The sequence below is a fragment of the Streptomyces sp. 7R007 genome (genome assembly GCF_054850255.1).
Genome location: NZ_JBTWMV010000001.1, coordinates 211,439 through 227,779 on the forward strand (window position 1 = coordinate 211,439; position 16,341 = coordinate 227,779).

A 16,341-nucleotide genomic window follows, 5' to 3' on the forward strand; every position below is an offset into this window, starting at 1 on the left:
CCGTGCGCCGGACGAGGAAGGGAGCCAAATGGAACGGGCCGCCGTGTTCGACGTCGACGGAACGCTCGTCGACACCAACCACCTTCATGTGGCGACCTGGTGGGAGGCTTTCCGCCAGGCGGGCCACCAGGTGCCCATGCACGCCATCCACCGGGCCGTCGGGCTCGGTTCCGAGGACCTGGTCGCCCGGCTGCTGGGCGAGGACCGGGACAAGGACCAGGACGCCGAGCTCAGCGCGGCGCACAAGGCCCTGTACGGGCAGTACTTCGACCGGCTGCCGGCGCTGCGGGACGCCGGGCGGCTGCTGCGGCGCCTGCACCACGACGGCTGGACGGTGGTCCTCGCGACCTCGGCGAGCGGTCCGGAGCTGTCCGCGCTGCGCCGTGCCCTCTCCGCCGACGACGCGATCGCCGCCACCGCCAGCGCCGACGACGTCGAGGAGGGCAAACCGGCGCCCGAGCCGGTCGAACACGCCCTGGAGCTGGCCGGAGTGCCCGCCGAGCGGGCGGTGTTCGTCGGCGACACGGTCTGGGACATGAAGGCCGGCCGCCGCGCCGGGGTGCGCTGCGTGGCCGTCCTGTGCGGCGGCATCCCGCGCGCCGACCTGGAGGAGGCCGGCGCGGAGGCGGTCTACGCCGACCCGGCCCACCTGCTGGCGTCCCTCAAGGACAGCCCGCTGGCGTGAGGCGGGTGCCGTTCGCAACACACGCATGATCTCGCGCCGCGCGTGGATACCCGCCCCGGATGACCCATCTGACACACGCGGCCGACGCGGTACGACGACGCCGGCGCCCCCCGTCCCGGATCCGACCGTCTCAGGCCGTACGGAGGGAGGCGCGCGCCGTCGGCTCGGCCGCGCGGACGGCGTGGCGCGGGCCGGGGCGGGAGCGGGACCTGGTCGTGCAGTCGCTGAAGTCGGCGGCGGCCGCGCTGCTGGCCTGGTGCGTGGCGAGCGTCTGGCTGGGCGACCCGATGGCGCTGATGGCGCCGTGGGTGGCGCTGGTCCTCGTCCAGGCCACCGTCTACAGCTCACTGCTGCGGGCGGGACAGCAGTTCGCGGCGATCTGCACGGGCACGCTCCTGGCGTCGGCGGCGCAGGCCGTCACCGGTGACGCGACCTGGGCGCTGGCGCTGTCGGTGCCGCCGCTGACCCTGCTGGCGAACTGGCCCCGCTTCGGCGACCAGGGCGTGTACGCGGCCACCACGGCCGTGTTCACGCTCGCCTCCGGCACGGCGTCGGCGCCGGGAATCACGCACCGGGTGGCGCAGGCGGCGCTCGGCGCGGTGATCGGCGTCGCCGTGAACGCGCTCGTCCTGCCGCCGGTGCATCTGCGGGACGTCCGGGAGAACCTGGCGGCGCTGGCCGGGGAGGCGGGCGACGTGCTGCGCGCGGTCGCCGACGGTCTGGCGCGGGGCGACTGGGACGGCGACCGGGCCGCCGAGTGGTCCCGGGCCGCCGCCCGGCTGGAGCGCCGGCGCGAGGGGCTGCGCTCGGCGCGCTCCTGGAGCCAGGAGAGCCTGCGGCTGACGGCGGGCCCGCTGCGCGCCCTGCACCGGGTGCCGCTCGACGTGCCGCCCGAGAGCGAGGACGAGCGGTGGGGCCGGGTGACCGGGCACGTCACCGCGCTCACCCGCACCCTCGCCGTCGCGGCCGACTCCGGCCGCACGCCGGCCCCGCCCGACGGCCCCGCCCTGCGCACCTGCGGCGAGCTGCTGGGGCGGGTCGCCGACGGCTGCGCCCGGGAACGCGCCCGGCTGCTGGACCTCCCCCACGACCCGGAGGTGTCGCAGGCGGCGATGGAGGAGCTGCGCGGCCGGCTGCAGGACAGTCTCAGCGCCCACGCGGGCCAGGGCGCGGACGGTGCCGCGGTGCTGGGAACGCTGCTGCTGCAGACGGAGAACATCTGGGCGGACGTCGTACCGCCCCGCGACGAACGGACGTGACGCACATCACCGCGGCGGGCGGCAGACCAGGGAACACCCACCGGTAGTTACCCGTTGAACCACACGTGGGTGCGGATGGGACAGTGTCCCCGGGCCTCACCATCCGCCCACAGGGACGATCGTTCGGCTGAAGCCCTGTGGAGCCTTTCGCCGAGAGGCGACCGCCATCCGTGCCCACCACCAGTCGGCCCCGACCGTGATTCCCCCGTCCGGTCGGGGCCTTTCTCTGCCCGGCGGCCGTGCGCGGGCGTCGGCTTGACTTCGAGGGCACTCGAATTCGTAGCGTTCCCGGCATGAGCACTGCACAGCACAGGATCGGATCCGGCTTCGGCGCGACGAGCACCGCCGACGAGGTACTCAAGGGCATCGACCTGACCGGAAGGCTCGCGGTCGTCACCGGCGGCTACTCGGGCCTCGGCCTGGAGACCACCCGCGCCCTGACCAGGGCGGGCGCCCGCGTGGTCGTCCCCGCCCGGCGCCGGGCCACCGCCGAGGAGGCGCTGGCCGGCCTCGACGGTGCCGAGGTGGACGAGCTGGACCTCGGGGACCTGGAGAGCGTGCGCGGCTTCGCCGAGCGGTTCCTCGCCTCCGGACGCACCATCGACTTCATGATCGACAACGCCGGGATCATGGCCTGCCCGGAGACGCGGGTCGGGCCCGGCTGGGAGGCCCAGTTCGCCACCAACCACCTCGGTCACTTCGCCCTCGTCAACCGTCTGTGGCCGGCGATCGCGCCGGGCGGCGCCCGGGTCGTGTCCGTCTCCTCCCGCGCCCACCACTTCTCCGGCATCCGCTGGGACGACGTCCACTGGAGGCAGGGGTACGACAAGTGGCAGGCCTACGGCCAGGCCAAGACCGCGAACGTCCTGTTCGCCGTCCACCTCGACCGGCTCGCCCGCGACGCCGGCGTCCGCGCCTTCTCCCTCCACCCGGGCGGCATCCTCACGCCGCTGCAACGGCACATCCCCAAGGAGGAGATGATCGAGCGCGGCTGGATCGACGAGGCCGGCAACGTGCTCAACCCGTCCGGCTTCAAGACGCCGGAACAGGGCGCGGCGACCCAGGCGTGGGCGGCGACCTCGCCCCGGCTCGACGGCCTCGGCGGCCTCTACCTGGAGGACTGCGACGTCGCCGAACTCGCCGTGGACGACGCGCCCAACGGGGTCAAAAAGTGGGCGATCGACCCCGAGCAGGCCGCCCGGCTGTGGGAGTTGTCGGCGGAGCTGACGGGCGTGGACGCCTTCGCCAGCCAGAAGCCGCCTACGCGGCGGCCATGAACTCCCGCAGGTCCGACAGGAGTTGCCGGGCGTGGGTGACGAACAGGCCGTGCCCGCCGCCGTCGTAGACCTTCAGGGTCGCGTCGGGTGCGAGCCGGGCGGCGCGGCGGCCGGTGAGGTCCAGGGGTGCCGAGGTGTCGTGCGTGCCGTGCACGACGAGCAACGGCAGCTCCAGCTTGGGCAGTTCCGGCGCCACGTCCGTGGTGACGACCGTCTCCTGGACGGCGCTGGAGGCCCGGGCGGTCGCCACCAGGCACCGGTCGACGAGGTAGCGCTGGTAGGCGGGCGACACCTCGTTGCCGGGGCGGTCGAGCGCGAAGAAGTCCCGGACGGCGTCGGGGTCGTTGAAGAAGGCGGCCCGGTCGCGCAGGTAGCCGGCGTTGGCCTCGCGCAGGGCCGCCGGGTCCCAGCCGTCCGGGTTGTCCGCCGTGCGGGCCACGCCGGGCGCGATGCCGGCGACCAGCGCCACCCGGGCCACCCGCTCGGTGCCGTGCCGGGTCAGGCAGCGGACGATCTCGGCGCTGCCCAGCGAGTGCCCGATCAGGGTGGCCCCGCGCAGGTCCAGGTGGTCGAGGAGGCCGTGCAGGTCGTCGGCGAGGGTGTCGAGGTCGTAACCGCCCCACACGTCCTCGGAGCGGCCGTGCCCGCGGCGGTCGAGGCCGACGCAGCGGTAGCCCTCCTGCGCCAGCGGCAGCATCTGGTACTCCCACATCTCGGTGCCCAGGTAGGCGCTGCTGACGAAGACGGCCACGGGGCCGTCGGCCGGTCCGTAGTCGACGTGGTGCAGCTGCGTGCCGTCGGCGGGGCTGGCGAAGTACGGCATGGGACGTCCTCCCTGCGAGGGGTGCGGTGGGTACGTCCTTCATGGTTCCGGCGGCCGGCCCGAGGGTCGATTACCCCCGAGGTCATGCGGGCGGGTCAGGCGCCGGGCTCGTCATCGCCGACGGTGTAGACGTCCTTGACCTTCACCTCCGACACGCCCCGGCCCTCCGGGAAGACGGCGCGCCAGTCGCCGATGACGTGCAGCTCGTCGGTGCCCATCGCCCGGACGACCGTCAGGCCCTCGTCGTAGGCCTTGTACGCCTTCATCCAGAGGTTGGCGAACGCCTGGGAGCGAATGAGGTGCATCCAGTCGGGACGGTAGAGCTCACGGTTGTAGTTCGACTCCCCCATCGTGGAGACGAACTTGGAGTACATCGCCTTCACGTACTCCAGGGTCACCTCGTCGCCCTCGGCGATGGCGCGGTCGCGGGCGTCCTTGAGCGCGACGCGGAACTTCTCCAGCAGGCTCTCCGTCGCCCCCGAGGTGAACGACTCGTGGATCTCGGGGGGTTCGCACAGGCCGTACCTGGGGCCGGACAGGCGCAGCAGCAGGCGCAGGGTGGGCTCGGTGACCCACAGCGGGCCGGGCTCGTCACGGTTGCCGAGGGGGTTGGGCAGGTAGGCGTCGTGGTCCCAGGCGGGCGGGGTGATCAAGTGGACGCCGGCGCGGCGGCGGTCGTGCGCGGAGCCCGAGGAGTGCTCCAACTGGCCGATCGGCAGGTGGGTCTTGAGGGCGGACAGGTAGGCGCCGTTGACGTCGAGCGCGGTCACCTCGTGGGGGCCGGGCGGCAGTTCGCTCCGGGACCACTTGGGGCGGGCCTCCCAGATCTGGTCGGCGCCGCGTGCGGACTGCTTGCGCAGGACGTCCGGGATCCAGGGGTGCGCGACGACGTCGTAGCGGCCGCCCTTGCGGGTCTCGTCCAGCAGCGCCATGGCGTCGGGGATGGCCCGCTTGACCAGGGCCGCGGTCGCCGCCTCCACATCGCCCTCGTGCCGGGCGAGCGCGGCGGCCACGGCGTCGCCGATGAGGTCGGCGGTGTCGGAGGCGGGGCGCATACGGCGGCCGGCGGGGACGACCTTGACGGGCGGCCGGGGCGCGGGCTCCGACTTCGCCGCCGCCTTCGGTGCCGGGACGGGCCGAGAGGGCTGGGGCTGGGGCTGATGCTGCGGCTGGGGCCCGGGCTGGATTCCGCAGTCGGCCGGGTCCAGGTGCTGCGGGAAGCCGGCGACCTGGTGCCGGGCGGGGGCGCCGCACAGGACGCACGGCCGGGGAGCGGTGAGCGTCTCGTCGTCGTCGGCGGCGGGTACGGCGTCGCGGGGGCCGCTCTCCTCGACGGCGAAGTCCCCGGCCTCCTCCTGCTGAACCTGCTCCTCCCGGGCCTCCAGCTTGGTCCGCGCCCCTTCGAGGAAGTAGGCGTACTTCTCCCGGACCTCGCCGCCGGGGTCGCGTCCGCTCTCCCAGCCGCCGACGGTGGACGGGCTCACGCCGAGGGCCTGCGCCACCTGGGCGCGCGAGAGGCTCAGGGCCTCGCGCAGGCCGCGCCGCACCTCGACCGGCGGCAGCGGCACCTCCTGGCGGGCCGCCGCGAGCAGGGCGTCGATCGCCTCGAAGTCCGTCACCGGGCCAGCTCCCTCGGTCCGCCGCGGCGCCGCCGCCGTACGGGCAGGGTCTCGCACGCCCGGGTCGGTCCGGCCAGCAGGTCCAGTACGTCGATGCCGAAGTGCGCGGCCAGCGCGTCGCAGTCGGCGAGGCTCCAGGCGGCGCTGCCGGACTGACGGCGGCTCACCTGGGCCTGGCTCACGCCGAGGGCCAGGGCGACGTCGGCCTGCGACTCGCCGGTCGCGTGCATCAGGGCGGCGACGGACGAGCGCACGCGTTCTCCCAAGGACAGTCCCACGTGCCACACCCTACCCACGGTCATGCGTACGGCGCATGAGACATGCCGGCAGAGCATGCGGGGCCGCTCGCGTGCGGGCCCGGCCACCGGGTACTCGGTCACCCCGTCGGCGAGGTGCCGGGGCGAGCGGCCGGAAGGAGCCGAAGGTGAGCAGCACAGCGGGCAGCAGGATCGTGGTCACGGGTGCCACGGGCAACGTCGGCACCAGCGTGGTGCGCCTCCTCTCCGAGGACGCGGGCGTCGAGTCCGTACGGGGGCTGGCGCGGCGGCTTCCGGAGTGGTCGCCGCCGAGGACGGACTGGTCGGCCGTCGACCTGGCCTCCGAACAGGCGGATCTGGTGAAGGAGTTCGCGGGCGCGGACGCGGTGGTGCATCTGGCGTGGGCGTTCCAGCCGACGCACGACCCGGCGACGACCTGGCGTACCAACGTGCTCGGCAGCATCCGCGTCTTCGAGGCGGTGGCCGCGGCCGGGGTGCGGACGCTGGTGCACGCGTCGTCGGTGGGCGCGTACTCGCCGGGACCGAAGGACCACGCGGTGGACGAGTCGTGGCCGACGCACGGCTGGCCGGATGCCGCGTACTGCCGGGAGAAGGCGTATCTGGAGCGGGCGCTGGACACGTTCGAGCGGGAGCACCCCGAGGTGCGGGTGGTGCGGATGCGGCCGGCGTTCCTGTTCAAGCGGGAGTCGGCGAGCGAACAGCGCCGGATCTTCGGCGGCCGTTTCCTGCCGGGGCCGCTGGCGCGTCCGGAGATGCTGCCGTTCCTGCCCGACATCCCGGGCCTGCGGGTCCAGGCGCTGCACACGGACGACGCGGCGAAGGCGTACGCCCTGGCCGTCGCCTCCGAGGCCCGCGGCGCGTTCAACCTGGCGGCCGAACCCCCGGTCGACGCCGACCTGCTGGCCGAGATGCTGGGCACCCGCCCGGTCCGGCTCCCCCGCGCCGCGGCCCGCTCGGCGATCGCCGCCGCGTGGGGCCTGCACCTGCTCCCCGCCTCACCCCACCTCTTCGACGCGGTCCTGCGCCTCCCCCTCATGGACTGCACCCGCGCCCGCACCGAGCTGGGCTGGCGTCCCGAGCGCACGGCAACCGAGGTGCTGGAGGAGTTCCTCCAGGGCCTGCGCCAGGGCGAGGGAGCCCGGACCGAACCGATGCGGGGCCGGAAGGTCGGCTGAGGCGGCCCGACGCCGCCCCTCACCTCAAGACCTCAAGGCTTGCGACTGGCGGCGCGCTCCTCTTCTTCCCGTTCTTCCCGCTCCCGCCGTTCCCGCTGCGGCACCACCGTGTACTTCGGGTCCTTGGCCGAGGCGACGCCCGCCGCGAAGACGCCGAAGCGGGTGCAGGCCGAGCCGGTCAGGAGGGCCAGGCCCGAGGCGATGGCCGGGAGGCGGCGGGTGCCCAGCGCGGTGGCGCCCAGGGCGCCGGCCGCGGTGAGGACGCGGGCGGCGCGCAGCAGGGTGCCCGCCCGGCCCTCGCGCCAGGTCTCGGCGACCATGCCGAGGCGGCGTTCGGCGGCCTCGGACGCCGCCGTGTCGGCCACGGCGGCCAGGACGGCGGCGTAACGGGCGGGGGTGTTCTCGTGTGCGGGGCCGGTCACCAGCGCCATGCCCGCCGCGGCGGCCGTCGCGGAGGCGCCGAAGAGGTACGGCAGTTCGCGGTGGGCGCCGTGCCAGGCGGGTACGGCGGTGTCGGCGGCCAGCACGCCGGTGTACGTGGCGACCGCGGGCCCCAGCAGCGCGGCGGCGCCGGTGGCCGCGCCGCCGAGCCGCGGCAGCCTGCCGGTGACCGCGCTCGCGGCGGCCACCCCCGCCGCCGGCCCGTAGGCGGACAGCAGCCACGAGCCCATGCTCATGGGCGAGGTGGGCTTGAAGACGCGCAGCATGTTCGCGAAGCGGCCCGGGCGGCCCAGGTCGTGCACGAGCGCGGCGGCGGAGAGGGACACGGCCGTGAGGGAGGAGATCTTCAGCGCGGTCGCGGTGGTGGTACGACCGGTCAGGTGAGCCCCCGCCGCCAGGACGGACCCGGCGCCCGCGAGCCCGCCGAGGAAGAAGTAGCCGGCGATGTCGGGGGCGGCCCAGGAGGGCGCCTTGATGACCGGACGGCCGTAGTAGGAGCGGAACTCCGCCCGCGGGACCATCGCCCGCTCGCCGCCCCGGCGCCGCCTGCGCCCGGTGCGTTCCGTCACGCTCATCGCCGGCTCCTTCCCGCCAGGGCGAAACAGGCCGCCGCTCCGCCCAGCAGGGACAGGGCGGCCGCGCCCGCGTGCTTCCACATCGCCGGCAGGTCGCGTGTGGTGACCACCGGGTCCGGGGGCAGCCCGTACACCTCGGGTTCGTCCAGCAGCAGGAAGAACGCGCCGTCACCGCCGACGCCGTCGTCCGGGTCGTGGCCGTAGAGCCGGGCGTCGGTCACCCCCGCCTCGTGCAGCTGGTCCACGCGCAGGGCCGCGCGTTCACGCAGCTCCTCCAGCGGGCCGAACTGGATGGAGTCGGTGGGGCAGGCCTTGGCGCAGGCCGGTTCCTGACCCGCGCCAAGGCGGTCGTAGCACATCGTGCACTTGAACGCCCGTCCGTCGTGCGGGCGTTGCTCGATGACGCCGTACGGGCAGGCGGGTACGCAGTATCCGCAGCCGTTGCAGATGTCCTCCTGGACGACGACCGTGCCGAACTCGGTGCGGAAGAGCGAGCCGGTGGGGCAGACGTCGAGGCAGGCGGCGTGGGTGCAGTGCTTGCACACGTCGGAGGACATCAGCCAGCGCAGTTCGCCGCCGTCCACCGACGCCTCCTGCGCCGTCGCCCCGCCCTCCACCACGGGCAGTTCGGTCCGCCCGTCCGGCCTGGGCTGTTCGATGAAGGCGACGTGCCGCCAGGTGGACGCACCCAGCGCCTCCGTGTTGTCGTACGACATCGCGCTCAGCGACAGGCCGTCCTCGGGGATGGCGTTCCACTCCTTGCAGGCGACCTCGCAGGCCTTGCAGCCGATGCAGACGGAGGTGTCGGTGAAGAAGCCGACGCGTTCCTCGCTCACTTGCGCACCTCCGTTCCGGTGGCCTCGGTGATGCCGGCCCGCCGGCGGTACTCGGCGACCAGCCGGGGCAGGTCGGGCCCGCGGGGGCGGCGGCCCGGGCGGATGTCGGCCGACAGCGCCTTGACCTCCTGGATGTGGGCGTTGGGGTCGAGCACGATGGCGGACAGCTCGTTGGCCGCGTCGCCGGGCGCCACGCCGTTGGGCCCCCAGTGGAAGGGCACGCCGATCTGGTGGACGGTGCGGCCCTGCACCCTGAGCGGGCGGATGCGGTCGGTGACGAGCACGCGGGCCTCGACGGCGTTGCGGGCGGTGACGAGGGTGGCCCAGCCGCCGTTCTCCAGGCCCCGTTCGCGGGCCAGCGCCGGCGAGACCTCGCAGAAGAACTCCGGTTGCAGTTCGGAGAGGTACTCCGACCAGCGGCTCATCCCGCCCGCCGTGAAGTGCTCGGTGAGGCGGTGCGTGGTGACGACGTACGGGAAGACCTCGGCGCCCTTGTCGTCGCCGCTGGGGTGGTAGCGGTTGCCCTCGCGGGGCAGCAGCTCGCGTACCGGGTTGCGCGGGGTGGAGGGGTAGAGGGCGTTGGGCAGCGGGGAGTCCTGGGGCTCGTAGTGGGTGGGCAGCGGGCCGTCCTCCAGGCCGGCCGGGGTGTAGAGCCAGCCCTTGCCGTCGGCCTGCATGATGAACGGGTCGTCGCCGCGCAGCGCCGCCACGCCCTCGGCGTCCTCGTCGGGCACGTGGTCGGGCGCCAGGTCGGGCACGAAGTCGGGCACGTCCCGGCCGGTCCACTGCCCGGCGTCGGCGTCCCACCAGACGTACTTCTTGCGCTCGCTCCACGGACTGCCGTCGGGGGCGGCGGAGGCACGGTTGTAGAGGATGCGCCGGTTGGCGGGCCAGGCCCAGGCCCACTCGGCGGCCACCCAGTCCTGCTCCCACTCGGGCTTCTTGCGGGCGGCCTGGTTGACGCCGTCGGCGTAGACACCGCAGTAGATCCAGCAGCCGCAGCGGGTGGAGCCGTCGTCCTTGAGCTCGGTGTACGCGCTCAGCGGGCTCCCGTCGGGGCCGTGGCCGCTGATCTCGGCGAGCACGGCGTCGGCGACGGGCTCGTCGAGTGCGCCGGTGACCGGGTAGTCCCAGGCCAGGTCGAGGACGGGGCGGTCCATGGGGTCGGTGGAACCGGCCAGTTTCTCCTTGATGCGGCGGCCCAGGTGGTAGGTGAACCACAGGTCGCTGCGCGCGTCGCCGTCCGGTTCGACGGCGGCGTGGTGCCACTGCACCCAGCGGTTGGTGTTGGTGAAGGAGCCGGACTTCTCGGTGTGGGCGGCGGCCGGGAAGAAGAACACCTCGGTGCCGATGTCCTCGGTGCGCAGCTCACCGGTCTCGATCTCGGGGCCGTCCTTCCACCAGGTCGCCGACTCGATGAGGGAGAAGTCCCGCACCACCAGCCAGTCCAGCTTGGCCATGCCCAGGCGTTGCAGGCGGGTGTTGGCGGAGCCGACGGCCGGGTTCTCGCCGAGCAGGAAGTAGCCCTTGCACTCGCCGTCGAGCTGGGCCATGACCGTGTCGTAGGTGGAGTGGGAGCCGGTCAGGCGCGGCAGGTGGTCGAAGCAGAAGTCGTTGTCGGCGGTGGCGGCGTCGCCGTAGTAGGCCTTGAGCAGGCTGACCAGGTAGGCCCGCATGTTCGACCAGAAGCCCTTCACCGTGCGGGTCGCCTCGACGAAGGTGTCCAGGCTCAGGTCGGCGTGGGCGTGCGGCATCGGGATGTAGCCCGGCAGCAGGTTGAACAGGGTGGGGATGTCGCTGGAGCCCTGGATGGAGGCGTGGCCGCGCAGGGCCTGGATGCCGCCGCCGGGGCGGCCGATGTTGCCGAGCAGCAGTTGCAGGACGCTGGCGGCGCGGATGAACTGGCTGCCGGTGGAGTGCTGGGTCCAGCCGACGGCGTAGACGAAGGCGCTGGTGCGGTCGGGCCCGGAGTTGGCGGTCAGCTCCTCGCACACGCGCCGGAAGGTCTCCTGCGGGATGCCGCAGACGTTCTCGACCATCTCCGGGGTGTAGCGGGCGTAGTGGCGTTTGAGGATCTGGTAGACGCAGCGCGGGTGCCGCAGGGTCGGGTCGGTGGGGGCGCGGTGGCCGGTGCGGGCGCCGCCGGAGCCGTGCGCCTCGGAACCGGCGGCACCCCGGGTGCGCTCCTCGTACAGTTCTTCGGCCTCGCCGGCGGGCTGCTGCACCTCGACGCCCTCGTACTGCCAGCTGGTGACGTCGTAGTGGGCGCTGTCCTCGTCGAGGCCGGAGAAGACGCCGTCGAGGTCCTCGGTGTCGTGGAAGTCCTCCCGGACCAGGGTGGAGGCGTTGGTGTACTTCAGGACGTACTCGCGGAAGTCCTTCTCCTCGGTCAGGACGTGGTTGATGATCCCGCCGAGGAAGGCGATGTCGGAGCCCGCGCGGATCGGGACGTAGAGGTCGGCGAGGGCGCTGGTGCGGTTGAAGCGGGGGTCGACGTCGATGATGCGGGCGCCGCGCTTCTTGGCCTCCATCACCCACTGGAAGCCGACCGGGTGGCACTCGGCGAAGTTGGAGCCCTCGATGACGATGCAGTCGGCGTGCTGGAGGTCCTGCATGAAGGTGGTGGCGCCGCCGCGTCCGAAGGAGGTGCCGAGTCCGGAGACGGTCGAGCTGTGGCAGACCCGGGCCTGGTTCTCCACCTGGACCACGCCGAGGCCGGTCAGCAGCTTCTTGATGAGGTAGTTCTCCTCGTTGTCGAGGGTCGCGCCGCCGAGGCTGGCGATGCCCATGGTGCGGGCGGTGCGGGTGCCCTCGTGCTCCCACTCCCAGGTCTCGCGCCGGGTGCGGATCACCCGCTCGGCGACCATGTCCATCGCCGTGTCCAGGTCGAGGGTCTCCCAGTCGGTGCCGTGGGGGCGCCGGTAGAGGACCTGGTGTTCGCGGGCCGGACCGGTGGTGAGCTGGAGGGTCGCCGAGCCCTTGGGGCACAGCCGGCCGCGGCTGACCGGGGAGGCGGGGTCGCCCTCGATCTGGACGACCTTCTCGTCCTTGACGTAGACCTGCTGGCCGCAGCCGACGGCGCAGTACGGGCAGACGGACTGCACGATCCGTTCCGCGTCGTCGGTGCGCGGCCTGAGTCCTTCGGTGTGCGGGGATTTCGCGGCGGCGCCTCGGCCCGTGCGGTCGGCGCCGGTGAGCTGACGGTAGACGGGCCAGGAGCGGACCCGGTCGGCCATACCCATGGGGGCTCCCTGTGACGGTCAGGCGGAGGACTCGTCCGGTGCGGGATGTTCGGGGTGGACGGTGGCCGAGCGGGGACCGTCCTGGCGGCCGGTGCCGGCCTCGTCGGTGTCGGGCACGCCGGTGCCGGCCTCGCCCTCCGCCTCCGGGGGCAGCGGGATGTCGAGGGGGTCCTCGCCCTCACCGACCTGCTGGTCCGGCATGTCCCTCGGCACGGGTGCGCCGTCCTGGCCTGTGTCACGCCGTTCGGCCACGACGTACTCCCTTCGCGTTGTCGAGCGACTCGCGAGTACCTCCGGTGGTCACGGCCGAAACCTGCGGGTACGAACCCCTTCGCCCGGCCGGGGCCCCGGCGCCCGAGCCCGCGACACGCGCCCTAGTGCGGTGCCCGCTCCTCGAGCGCCGTGCGCCAGGCCGGGGCGGGTCCCTCGGGAGCCGGCTCCACCCGCCGGCCACCCCGGGCGAAGAAGTCGGCGAGCGGGAGGATGGCCGCCCCGACGGTCACCGCGTCCGGCCCCAGCCGCCCCAGGTCGATCGTGACCTTGTGCGCCGGGTACTTCAGGGCGTACGACGCCGCGTGCCGCCGTACCGCCGGCAGGAACCGGGAGCCGAGCTGCAGGCCGGCCCAGCCGCCGATGAGGATGCGCTCGGGCTGGAAGAGGTTGATCAGGTCGGACAGCCCGGCGCCCAGGTACTCGGCGGTCTCCTCCAGCACGCCGAGGGCCACCGGATCCGCCTCGCCGTCGGCCGGATAGGCCGCCGCGAGCATCGCCGTCAGCGCCGTCTCCTCGTCCGTGCCCCGCGGTGGCCGTCCGCCCTCCTCCCGCCAGCGCTCCAGCAGGGACTCCGCCCCGGCGTACGCCTCCAGGCAGCCGAGGGCACCGCACCGGCAGCGGCGCCCCCTGACCCGTACCGTCAGATGCCCCCACTCCACCGCCCGGCCCTGCTCCACGTCGGCGGTGACCAGGCACGCGCCGACGCCGGAGCCGAACAGCACGACGACCGCGTTGCGGGCGCCGCGTCCGCCGCCGAACCACATCTCGGCCTGGCCGAGGGTCTTGGCGCCGTTGTCGATGAAGTACGGGACGGTGTCCGGCAGCGGGGAGCCGGTGCGCAGCAGGGACTCCAGCGGGACGGCGTCCCAGCCGATCGTCTGACCGTGGACCACGGCGCCCCGGTCGGGGGTGCGTTCCACGATGCCGGGGACGCCGATGCCGACGCCGAGGAGCCGCTCGGGCGCGAGGGCGGCGCCGGCGAGGACCTCGGCGATGCCGTCGCGGATGTGGCCGACGATGCCCTCGACCTCGTACCGGTCCTGGGTCAGCGGCCGTTCGGCGCGGGCGAGTTCGGTGAGGGTGAGGTCGAACAGCTCGATGCGCACCCGGGTCTCGCCCACGTCGACGCCGATCATGTGGCCGCTGGCGGGCGCGACGCGCAGCAGGGTGCGCGGCCGGCCGCCGTCGGAGTCGACGCTGCCGGCCTCCTCCACCAGGCCGTCGGCGACCAGGTCCGCGACGACGTTGCTCACCGAGCCGGAGCTCAGGCCGGTCACCGGGCCGAGCTCGAAGCGGCTGAGGGGGCCGTCGAAGTAGAGCCGTTGCAGGACGACCGTACGGTTGGCCCGCCTGAGGTCGCGCACCGTGCGCCCGTTCCGCCCCGCCATGTGGTTCCTTTCGCGGCCTGTCCGACCTGCAACATACCGCTGCGGGCGGGGTGGGCGCGACATTCGTCCAACCCTTAGTTCACGCTGTGAGCTAAGAGAGGGCCCGCCGAAGGGCTAGGCGACGGCCTCCTGGATCTCGTCCAGGGCGGCGACGAGCTCCGGCGCGACCCTCTCCTGGCGCCACTGCTCGTGCTCCAGTCCGCGCGGCACGGCCTCGGTGAGCATGATCAGGTAGAGGTAGGCGCGGTAGAGGGCGAGCCGCAGGAGCGCCGGGGCGTCGAAGGGGGCGTGCCCGCCCGCCTCCCGGTAGCCGCCGAGGAAGGCCTCGTCCTTCCTGATGTCACCGAGCAGGGCCAGGGAGACGAAGTCGGCCAGCGGATCGCCCCAGAACATCCGCTCCCCGTCGATCAGCCCGCCGATCCGGGGCTCCCCCGCCGACCGGTCCAGCAGGATGTTGCCGGACCACAGGTCGAAGTGGACCAGGCTGGGGACGGTGACCTCGTCGAGCGCGTCGTAGGCGGTGGCCACGACGGCGGCGACCTCGTCGGCGGGGCGCGGCAGCCGGGCCCCGTAGTCGCGGGCGTCGTCCAGCACGGCGTCGAGCATGCCGGTGAACGCGGTCCGCCAGTCCGCGGCGAGGGGGCCGAGCGCGCCCGACGGGTATCCGAAGGCCGGGCCGGTCACCTGGTGCAGCCGGGCCACCTGTCGGCCCAACTCGGCGCGCAGTACGGTCCGTTCGGCTTCTGCGAGCGACGAGCCCCAGGGCTCCCCCGGCACCGCCGTCATCAGCAGGTGACCCGCGGCGGTGTCCTGGTCGAGGCGCACCACGCGCGGCGCGGGAACTCCGGCCGTCTCGGCGCCCTGGTAGAACTCGGCCTCGGAGACCAGCAGTTGCCGCTCGTGGCGCAGGCCGGGGGCGTCCGGGGCGACCTTCAGCACGTAGCGGTCGCCGTCGGTGAGCGTGAGCTCCTCGACGGTGTTGTAGGTGCCGCCGGTCAGCGGGCGCAGGCCGGCGAGGCTCCCGGGAGGGATGCCGCAAGCCTCCAGCACACGCCGCGCACGCTCCCAGGAGTCCACCACCGTGCGCCCACCTCTCCCTTCGGTCAGCCGCCCGCGTACTCGTCCTCGACGTAACGGCCGTCCGCGATCAGCCCGTTGAGCCACTCCTCGGCGCCCCGTCGTCGGCGCCGGGCGTGCGGTCCCGGTACAGCGTACGGAACGCCTCCCGTACACCCGACGCCCTTTTCGAACCGTCGCCGCACACCTACACCCGCGGGGTCGAACCGCCCGGGGCCGTCGCCCCGGACGGGCCGGCGGTGCGGCATCGGGGCGAGCACGGTGACGGGTTGTCCGGCGCGTGGCGGGATGCGTCCGCCGACCAGGTCGGCGAGGTGACACGGGGCGAACGCCATCGCGCCCGAGGTGGTCTCGTGACCGGCGACCGCCCCGGTGACCGGTCTGACCGCGGACGGCGTCACTCCTTCACCTGCGGCGTCTGTCGGCGCGCTGGGGCGCGGCGAACCGTACGGGACTCCTCGCCCGGGCCTACGCGCTCGGTGTGCTCAGGCCGGGCGTGTGGCCGCCCGGCGCGTAGGCGGTGCCCGCCCCCTCGGGAGCGCCGAAGCGGGCCAGGGTGTGCCACACCATCTTCAGGTCCTGCAACGCGTGGCGGCCGGTGCGGGCCGCGTCGCCGATGATCCGCGGGTCGATGCGGCCGTCCTCGGCGATCCGGGCGCCCAGGTCGGCGTACTCCTCGCCCCGGTAGTCGGCGTGCCGGCGCAGTTCGGCCACCGTGAGCCGGTAGCCGGGGTGCCACTCGACGGGGCAGGGCAGCAGGCGGGCGTCGGCCTCGACGGCCGTGCCGCGGTAGCCGGCGTCCAGGACGAGCGCCTCCACGTCCCGGGCGAGCAGGACGCCGCCGTGGATCTGCGCCTCGATGTAGTCGTCGAGGGCGTCGCGTTCGTCGGCCTCGGCGAGGGCGAGGAGGGACATGCCGGCGGCGACGCCGAAGTCGGTGGGCTCGGCCGCGCTGTCGGGGTAGCAGAAGGTGGCCCGGGCGAGGGCGGCGGGGGTGAGACGGAAGTGCGAGGAGCCGAACCGCGGTGCGGCGCCGACCACTTGGCGCCGGAAGTTCAAAGCGCCGTAGACGGGCCGCTCGTGCGGGTCGGCGTCGTCGTAGGCGCCGCCGAAGATGCGGCTCTCCCAGCGCCAGCGGTCGCCGCCGGGGTGGGCGGTGAGGCCGCCGTTGCTGGTGCCGGTGACGAACTGCGAGTGGTAGGCGCCGTCCTGGGCCAGCGCCCGCAGCAGGGGCAGGCCGCCGACGAGGCGGTCGGGGTGGAAGTTGAGGGTGATCCGCAGGTCCGGGTCGAGGGGCGGTCCCGAGGAGAGGGCGGCGACGTGGCGCAGCGCCTGCCGCGCGCGGGGCGAGTCCACGTCCTCGAAGCCGCCGTCGCCGAAATCCACTGGCTCC

General features: G+C 73.9%; 15 protein-coding genes and 1 pseudogene. 5 read left to right on the top strand and 11 right to left on the bottom strand.

From position 1 onward, the window contains the following. Positions 1-28: 28 nt before the first annotated feature. The 3 genes from ACYF6T_RS01010 to ACYF6T_RS01020 all read left to right on the top strand — a co-directional run bounded on the left by ACYF6T_RS01010 (position 29) and on the right by ACYF6T_RS01020 (position 3,221). Positions 29-685, top strand: a complete 657-nt coding sequence (locus tag ACYF6T_RS01010; protein ID WP_461692579.1) for an HAD family hydrolase — start codon at positions 29-31, stop codon at positions 683-685. 59 nt (positions 686-744) lie between these two features. After that, positions 745-1,944 (top strand): FUSC family protein, encoded by a 1,200-nt coding sequence (locus ACYF6T_RS01015; protein WP_461692580.1) that lies wholly within the window; start codon positions 745-747, stop codon positions 1,942-1,944. Between the two features lie 293 nt (positions 1,945-2,237). Next, positions 2,238-3,221: an SDR family NAD(P)-dependent oxidoreductase gene (locus tag ACYF6T_RS01020; RefSeq protein WP_461692581.1), complete on the top strand. Its 984-nt coding sequence runs from the start codon at positions 2,238-2,240 to the stop codon at positions 3,219-3,221. Here the strand turns inward: ACYF6T_RS01020 and ACYF6T_RS01025 are convergent. From ACYF6T_RS01025 to ACYF6T_RS01035, 3 genes are all read right to left on the bottom strand, one after another. Beyond that, on the bottom strand, positions 3,205-4,044 hold the full coding sequence (locus ACYF6T_RS01025) for an alpha/beta fold hydrolase (RefSeq protein WP_461692583.1): 840 nt from the start codon (positions 4,042-4,044) through the stop codon (positions 3,205-3,207). The two genes, ACYF6T_RS01020 and ACYF6T_RS01025, sit on opposite strands and share 17 nt — an antisense overlap. 95 nt (positions 4,045-4,139) lie before the next feature. Further along, positions 4,140-5,663: a helix-turn-helix domain-containing protein gene (locus ACYF6T_RS01030; RefSeq protein ID WP_461692584.1), complete on the bottom strand. Its 1,524-nt coding sequence runs from the start codon at positions 5,661-5,663 to the stop codon at positions 4,140-4,142. Further along, on the bottom strand, positions 5,660-5,941 hold the full coding sequence (locus ACYF6T_RS01035) for a helix-turn-helix domain-containing protein (protein WP_461692585.1): 282 nt from the start codon (positions 5,939-5,941) through the stop codon (positions 5,660-5,662). Before ACYF6T_RS01035 ends, ACYF6T_RS01030 begins: the two co-directional genes overlap by 4 nt. 146 nt (positions 5,942-6,087) lie before the next feature. Between ACYF6T_RS01035 and ACYF6T_RS01040 the strand changes: the two genes are divergently transcribed. Further along, positions 6,088-7,116: an SDR family oxidoreductase gene (locus ACYF6T_RS01040; protein WP_461692587.1), complete on the top strand. Its 1,029-nt coding sequence runs from the start codon at positions 6,088-6,090 to the stop codon at positions 7,114-7,116. 32 nt (positions 7,117-7,148) lie between these two features. Here the strand turns inward: ACYF6T_RS01040 and nrfD are convergent, their stop codons facing one another. The 7 genes from nrfD to ACYF6T_RS01075 all read right to left on the bottom strand — a co-directional run bounded on the left by nrfD (position 7,149) and on the right by ACYF6T_RS01075 (position 15,349). Further along, entirely contained in the window at positions 7,149-8,132 is a 984-nt protein-coding gene (gene nrfD, locus ACYF6T_RS01045) for an NrfD/PsrC family molybdoenzyme membrane anchor subunit (protein ID WP_461692588.1), read from the bottom strand. After that, on the bottom strand, positions 8,129-8,968 hold the full coding sequence (locus tag ACYF6T_RS01050; protein ID WP_461692589.1) for a 4Fe-4S dicluster domain-containing protein: 840 nt from the start codon (positions 8,966-8,968) through the stop codon (positions 8,129-8,131). The genes nrfD and ACYF6T_RS01050 overlap by 4 nt, the downstream gene beginning before the upstream one ends. After that, positions 8,965-12,210: a formate dehydrogenase gene (fdh, locus tag ACYF6T_RS01055; RefSeq protein ID WP_461692590.1), complete on the bottom strand. Its 3,246-nt coding sequence runs from the start codon at positions 12,208-12,210 to the stop codon at positions 8,965-8,967. The genes ACYF6T_RS01050 and fdh overlap by 4 nt, the downstream gene beginning before the upstream one ends. 18 nt (positions 12,211-12,228) lie before the next feature. Continuing rightward, complete coding sequence (locus ACYF6T_RS01060; protein WP_461693223.1) at positions 12,229-12,411, bottom strand: hypothetical protein; 183 nt, start codon at positions 12,409-12,411, stop codon at positions 12,229-12,231. Between the two features lie 173 nt (positions 12,412-12,584). Continuing rightward, positions 12,585-13,871 carry an ROK family protein gene (locus ACYF6T_RS01065; protein WP_461692592.1) on the bottom strand — a complete coding sequence of 429 codons (1,287 nt, stop codon included), beginning with the start codon at positions 13,869-13,871 and terminating at the stop codon, positions 12,585-12,587. A 114-nt stretch (positions 13,872-13,985) separates the two neighbouring features. After that, positions 13,986-14,951 (bottom strand): phosphotransferase family protein, encoded by a 966-nt coding sequence (locus ACYF6T_RS01070; RefSeq protein WP_461692593.1) that lies wholly within the window; start codon positions 14,949-14,951, stop codon positions 13,986-13,988. A gap of 23 nt (positions 14,952-14,974) precedes the next feature. Next, positions 14,975-15,349 (bottom strand): hypothetical protein, encoded by a 375-nt coding sequence (locus ACYF6T_RS01075; RefSeq protein ID WP_461693249.1) that lies wholly within the window; start codon positions 15,347-15,349, stop codon positions 14,975-14,977. Here ACYF6T_RS01075 and ACYF6T_RS01080 point away from each other — a divergent pair. Then, a pseudogene (locus ACYF6T_RS01080) lies at positions 15,324-15,465 on the top strand (diguanylate cyclase); the annotation flags it as partial. The gene ACYF6T_RS01075 and the pseudogene ACYF6T_RS01080 sit on opposite strands and share 26 nt — an antisense overlap. On the opposite strand, the gene ACYF6T_RS01085 reads toward ACYF6T_RS01080, so the two are convergent. After that, the gene (locus tag ACYF6T_RS01085; protein ID WP_461692594.1) at positions 15,417-16,334 is read right to left on the bottom strand and encodes a DUF3626 domain-containing protein; all 918 of its coding nucleotides are present in this window, start codon (positions 16,332-16,334) and stop codon (positions 15,417-15,419) included. The pseudogene ACYF6T_RS01080 and the gene ACYF6T_RS01085 sit on opposite strands and share 49 nt — an antisense overlap. Positions 16,335-16,341: the final 7 nt, after the last annotated feature.

Coding starts and splice junctions, on each gene's coding strand:
- ACYF6T_RS01020 (WP_461692581.1), top strand. CDS start 2,238: ATGAGCACTGCACAGCACAGGATCGGATCCGGCTTCGGCGCGACGAGC.
- fdh (WP_461692590.1), bottom strand. CDS start 12,210: ATGGGTATGGCCGACCGGGTCCGCTCCTGGCCCGTCTACCGTCAGCTC.
- ACYF6T_RS01025 (WP_461692583.1), bottom strand. CDS start 4,044: ATGCCGTACTTCGCCAGCCCCGCCGACGGCACGCAGCTGCACCACGTC.
- ACYF6T_RS01065 (WP_461692592.1), bottom strand. CDS start 13,871: ATGGCGGGGCGGAACGGGCGCACGGTGCGCGACCTCAGGCGGGCCAAC.
- ACYF6T_RS01060 (WP_461693223.1), bottom strand. CDS start 12,411: ATGCCGGACCAGCAGGTCGGTGAGGGCGAGGACCCCCTCGACATCCCG.
- ACYF6T_RS01010 (WP_461692579.1), top strand. CDS start 29: ATGGAACGGGCCGCCGTGTTCGACGTCGACGGAACGCTCGTCGACACC.
- nrfD (WP_461692588.1), bottom strand. CDS start 8,132: ATGAGCGTGACGGAACGCACCGGGCGCAGGCGGCGCCGGGGCGGCGAG.
- ACYF6T_RS01015 (WP_461692580.1), top strand. CDS start 745: ATGACCCATCTGACACACGCGGCCGACGCGGTACGACGACGCCGGCGC.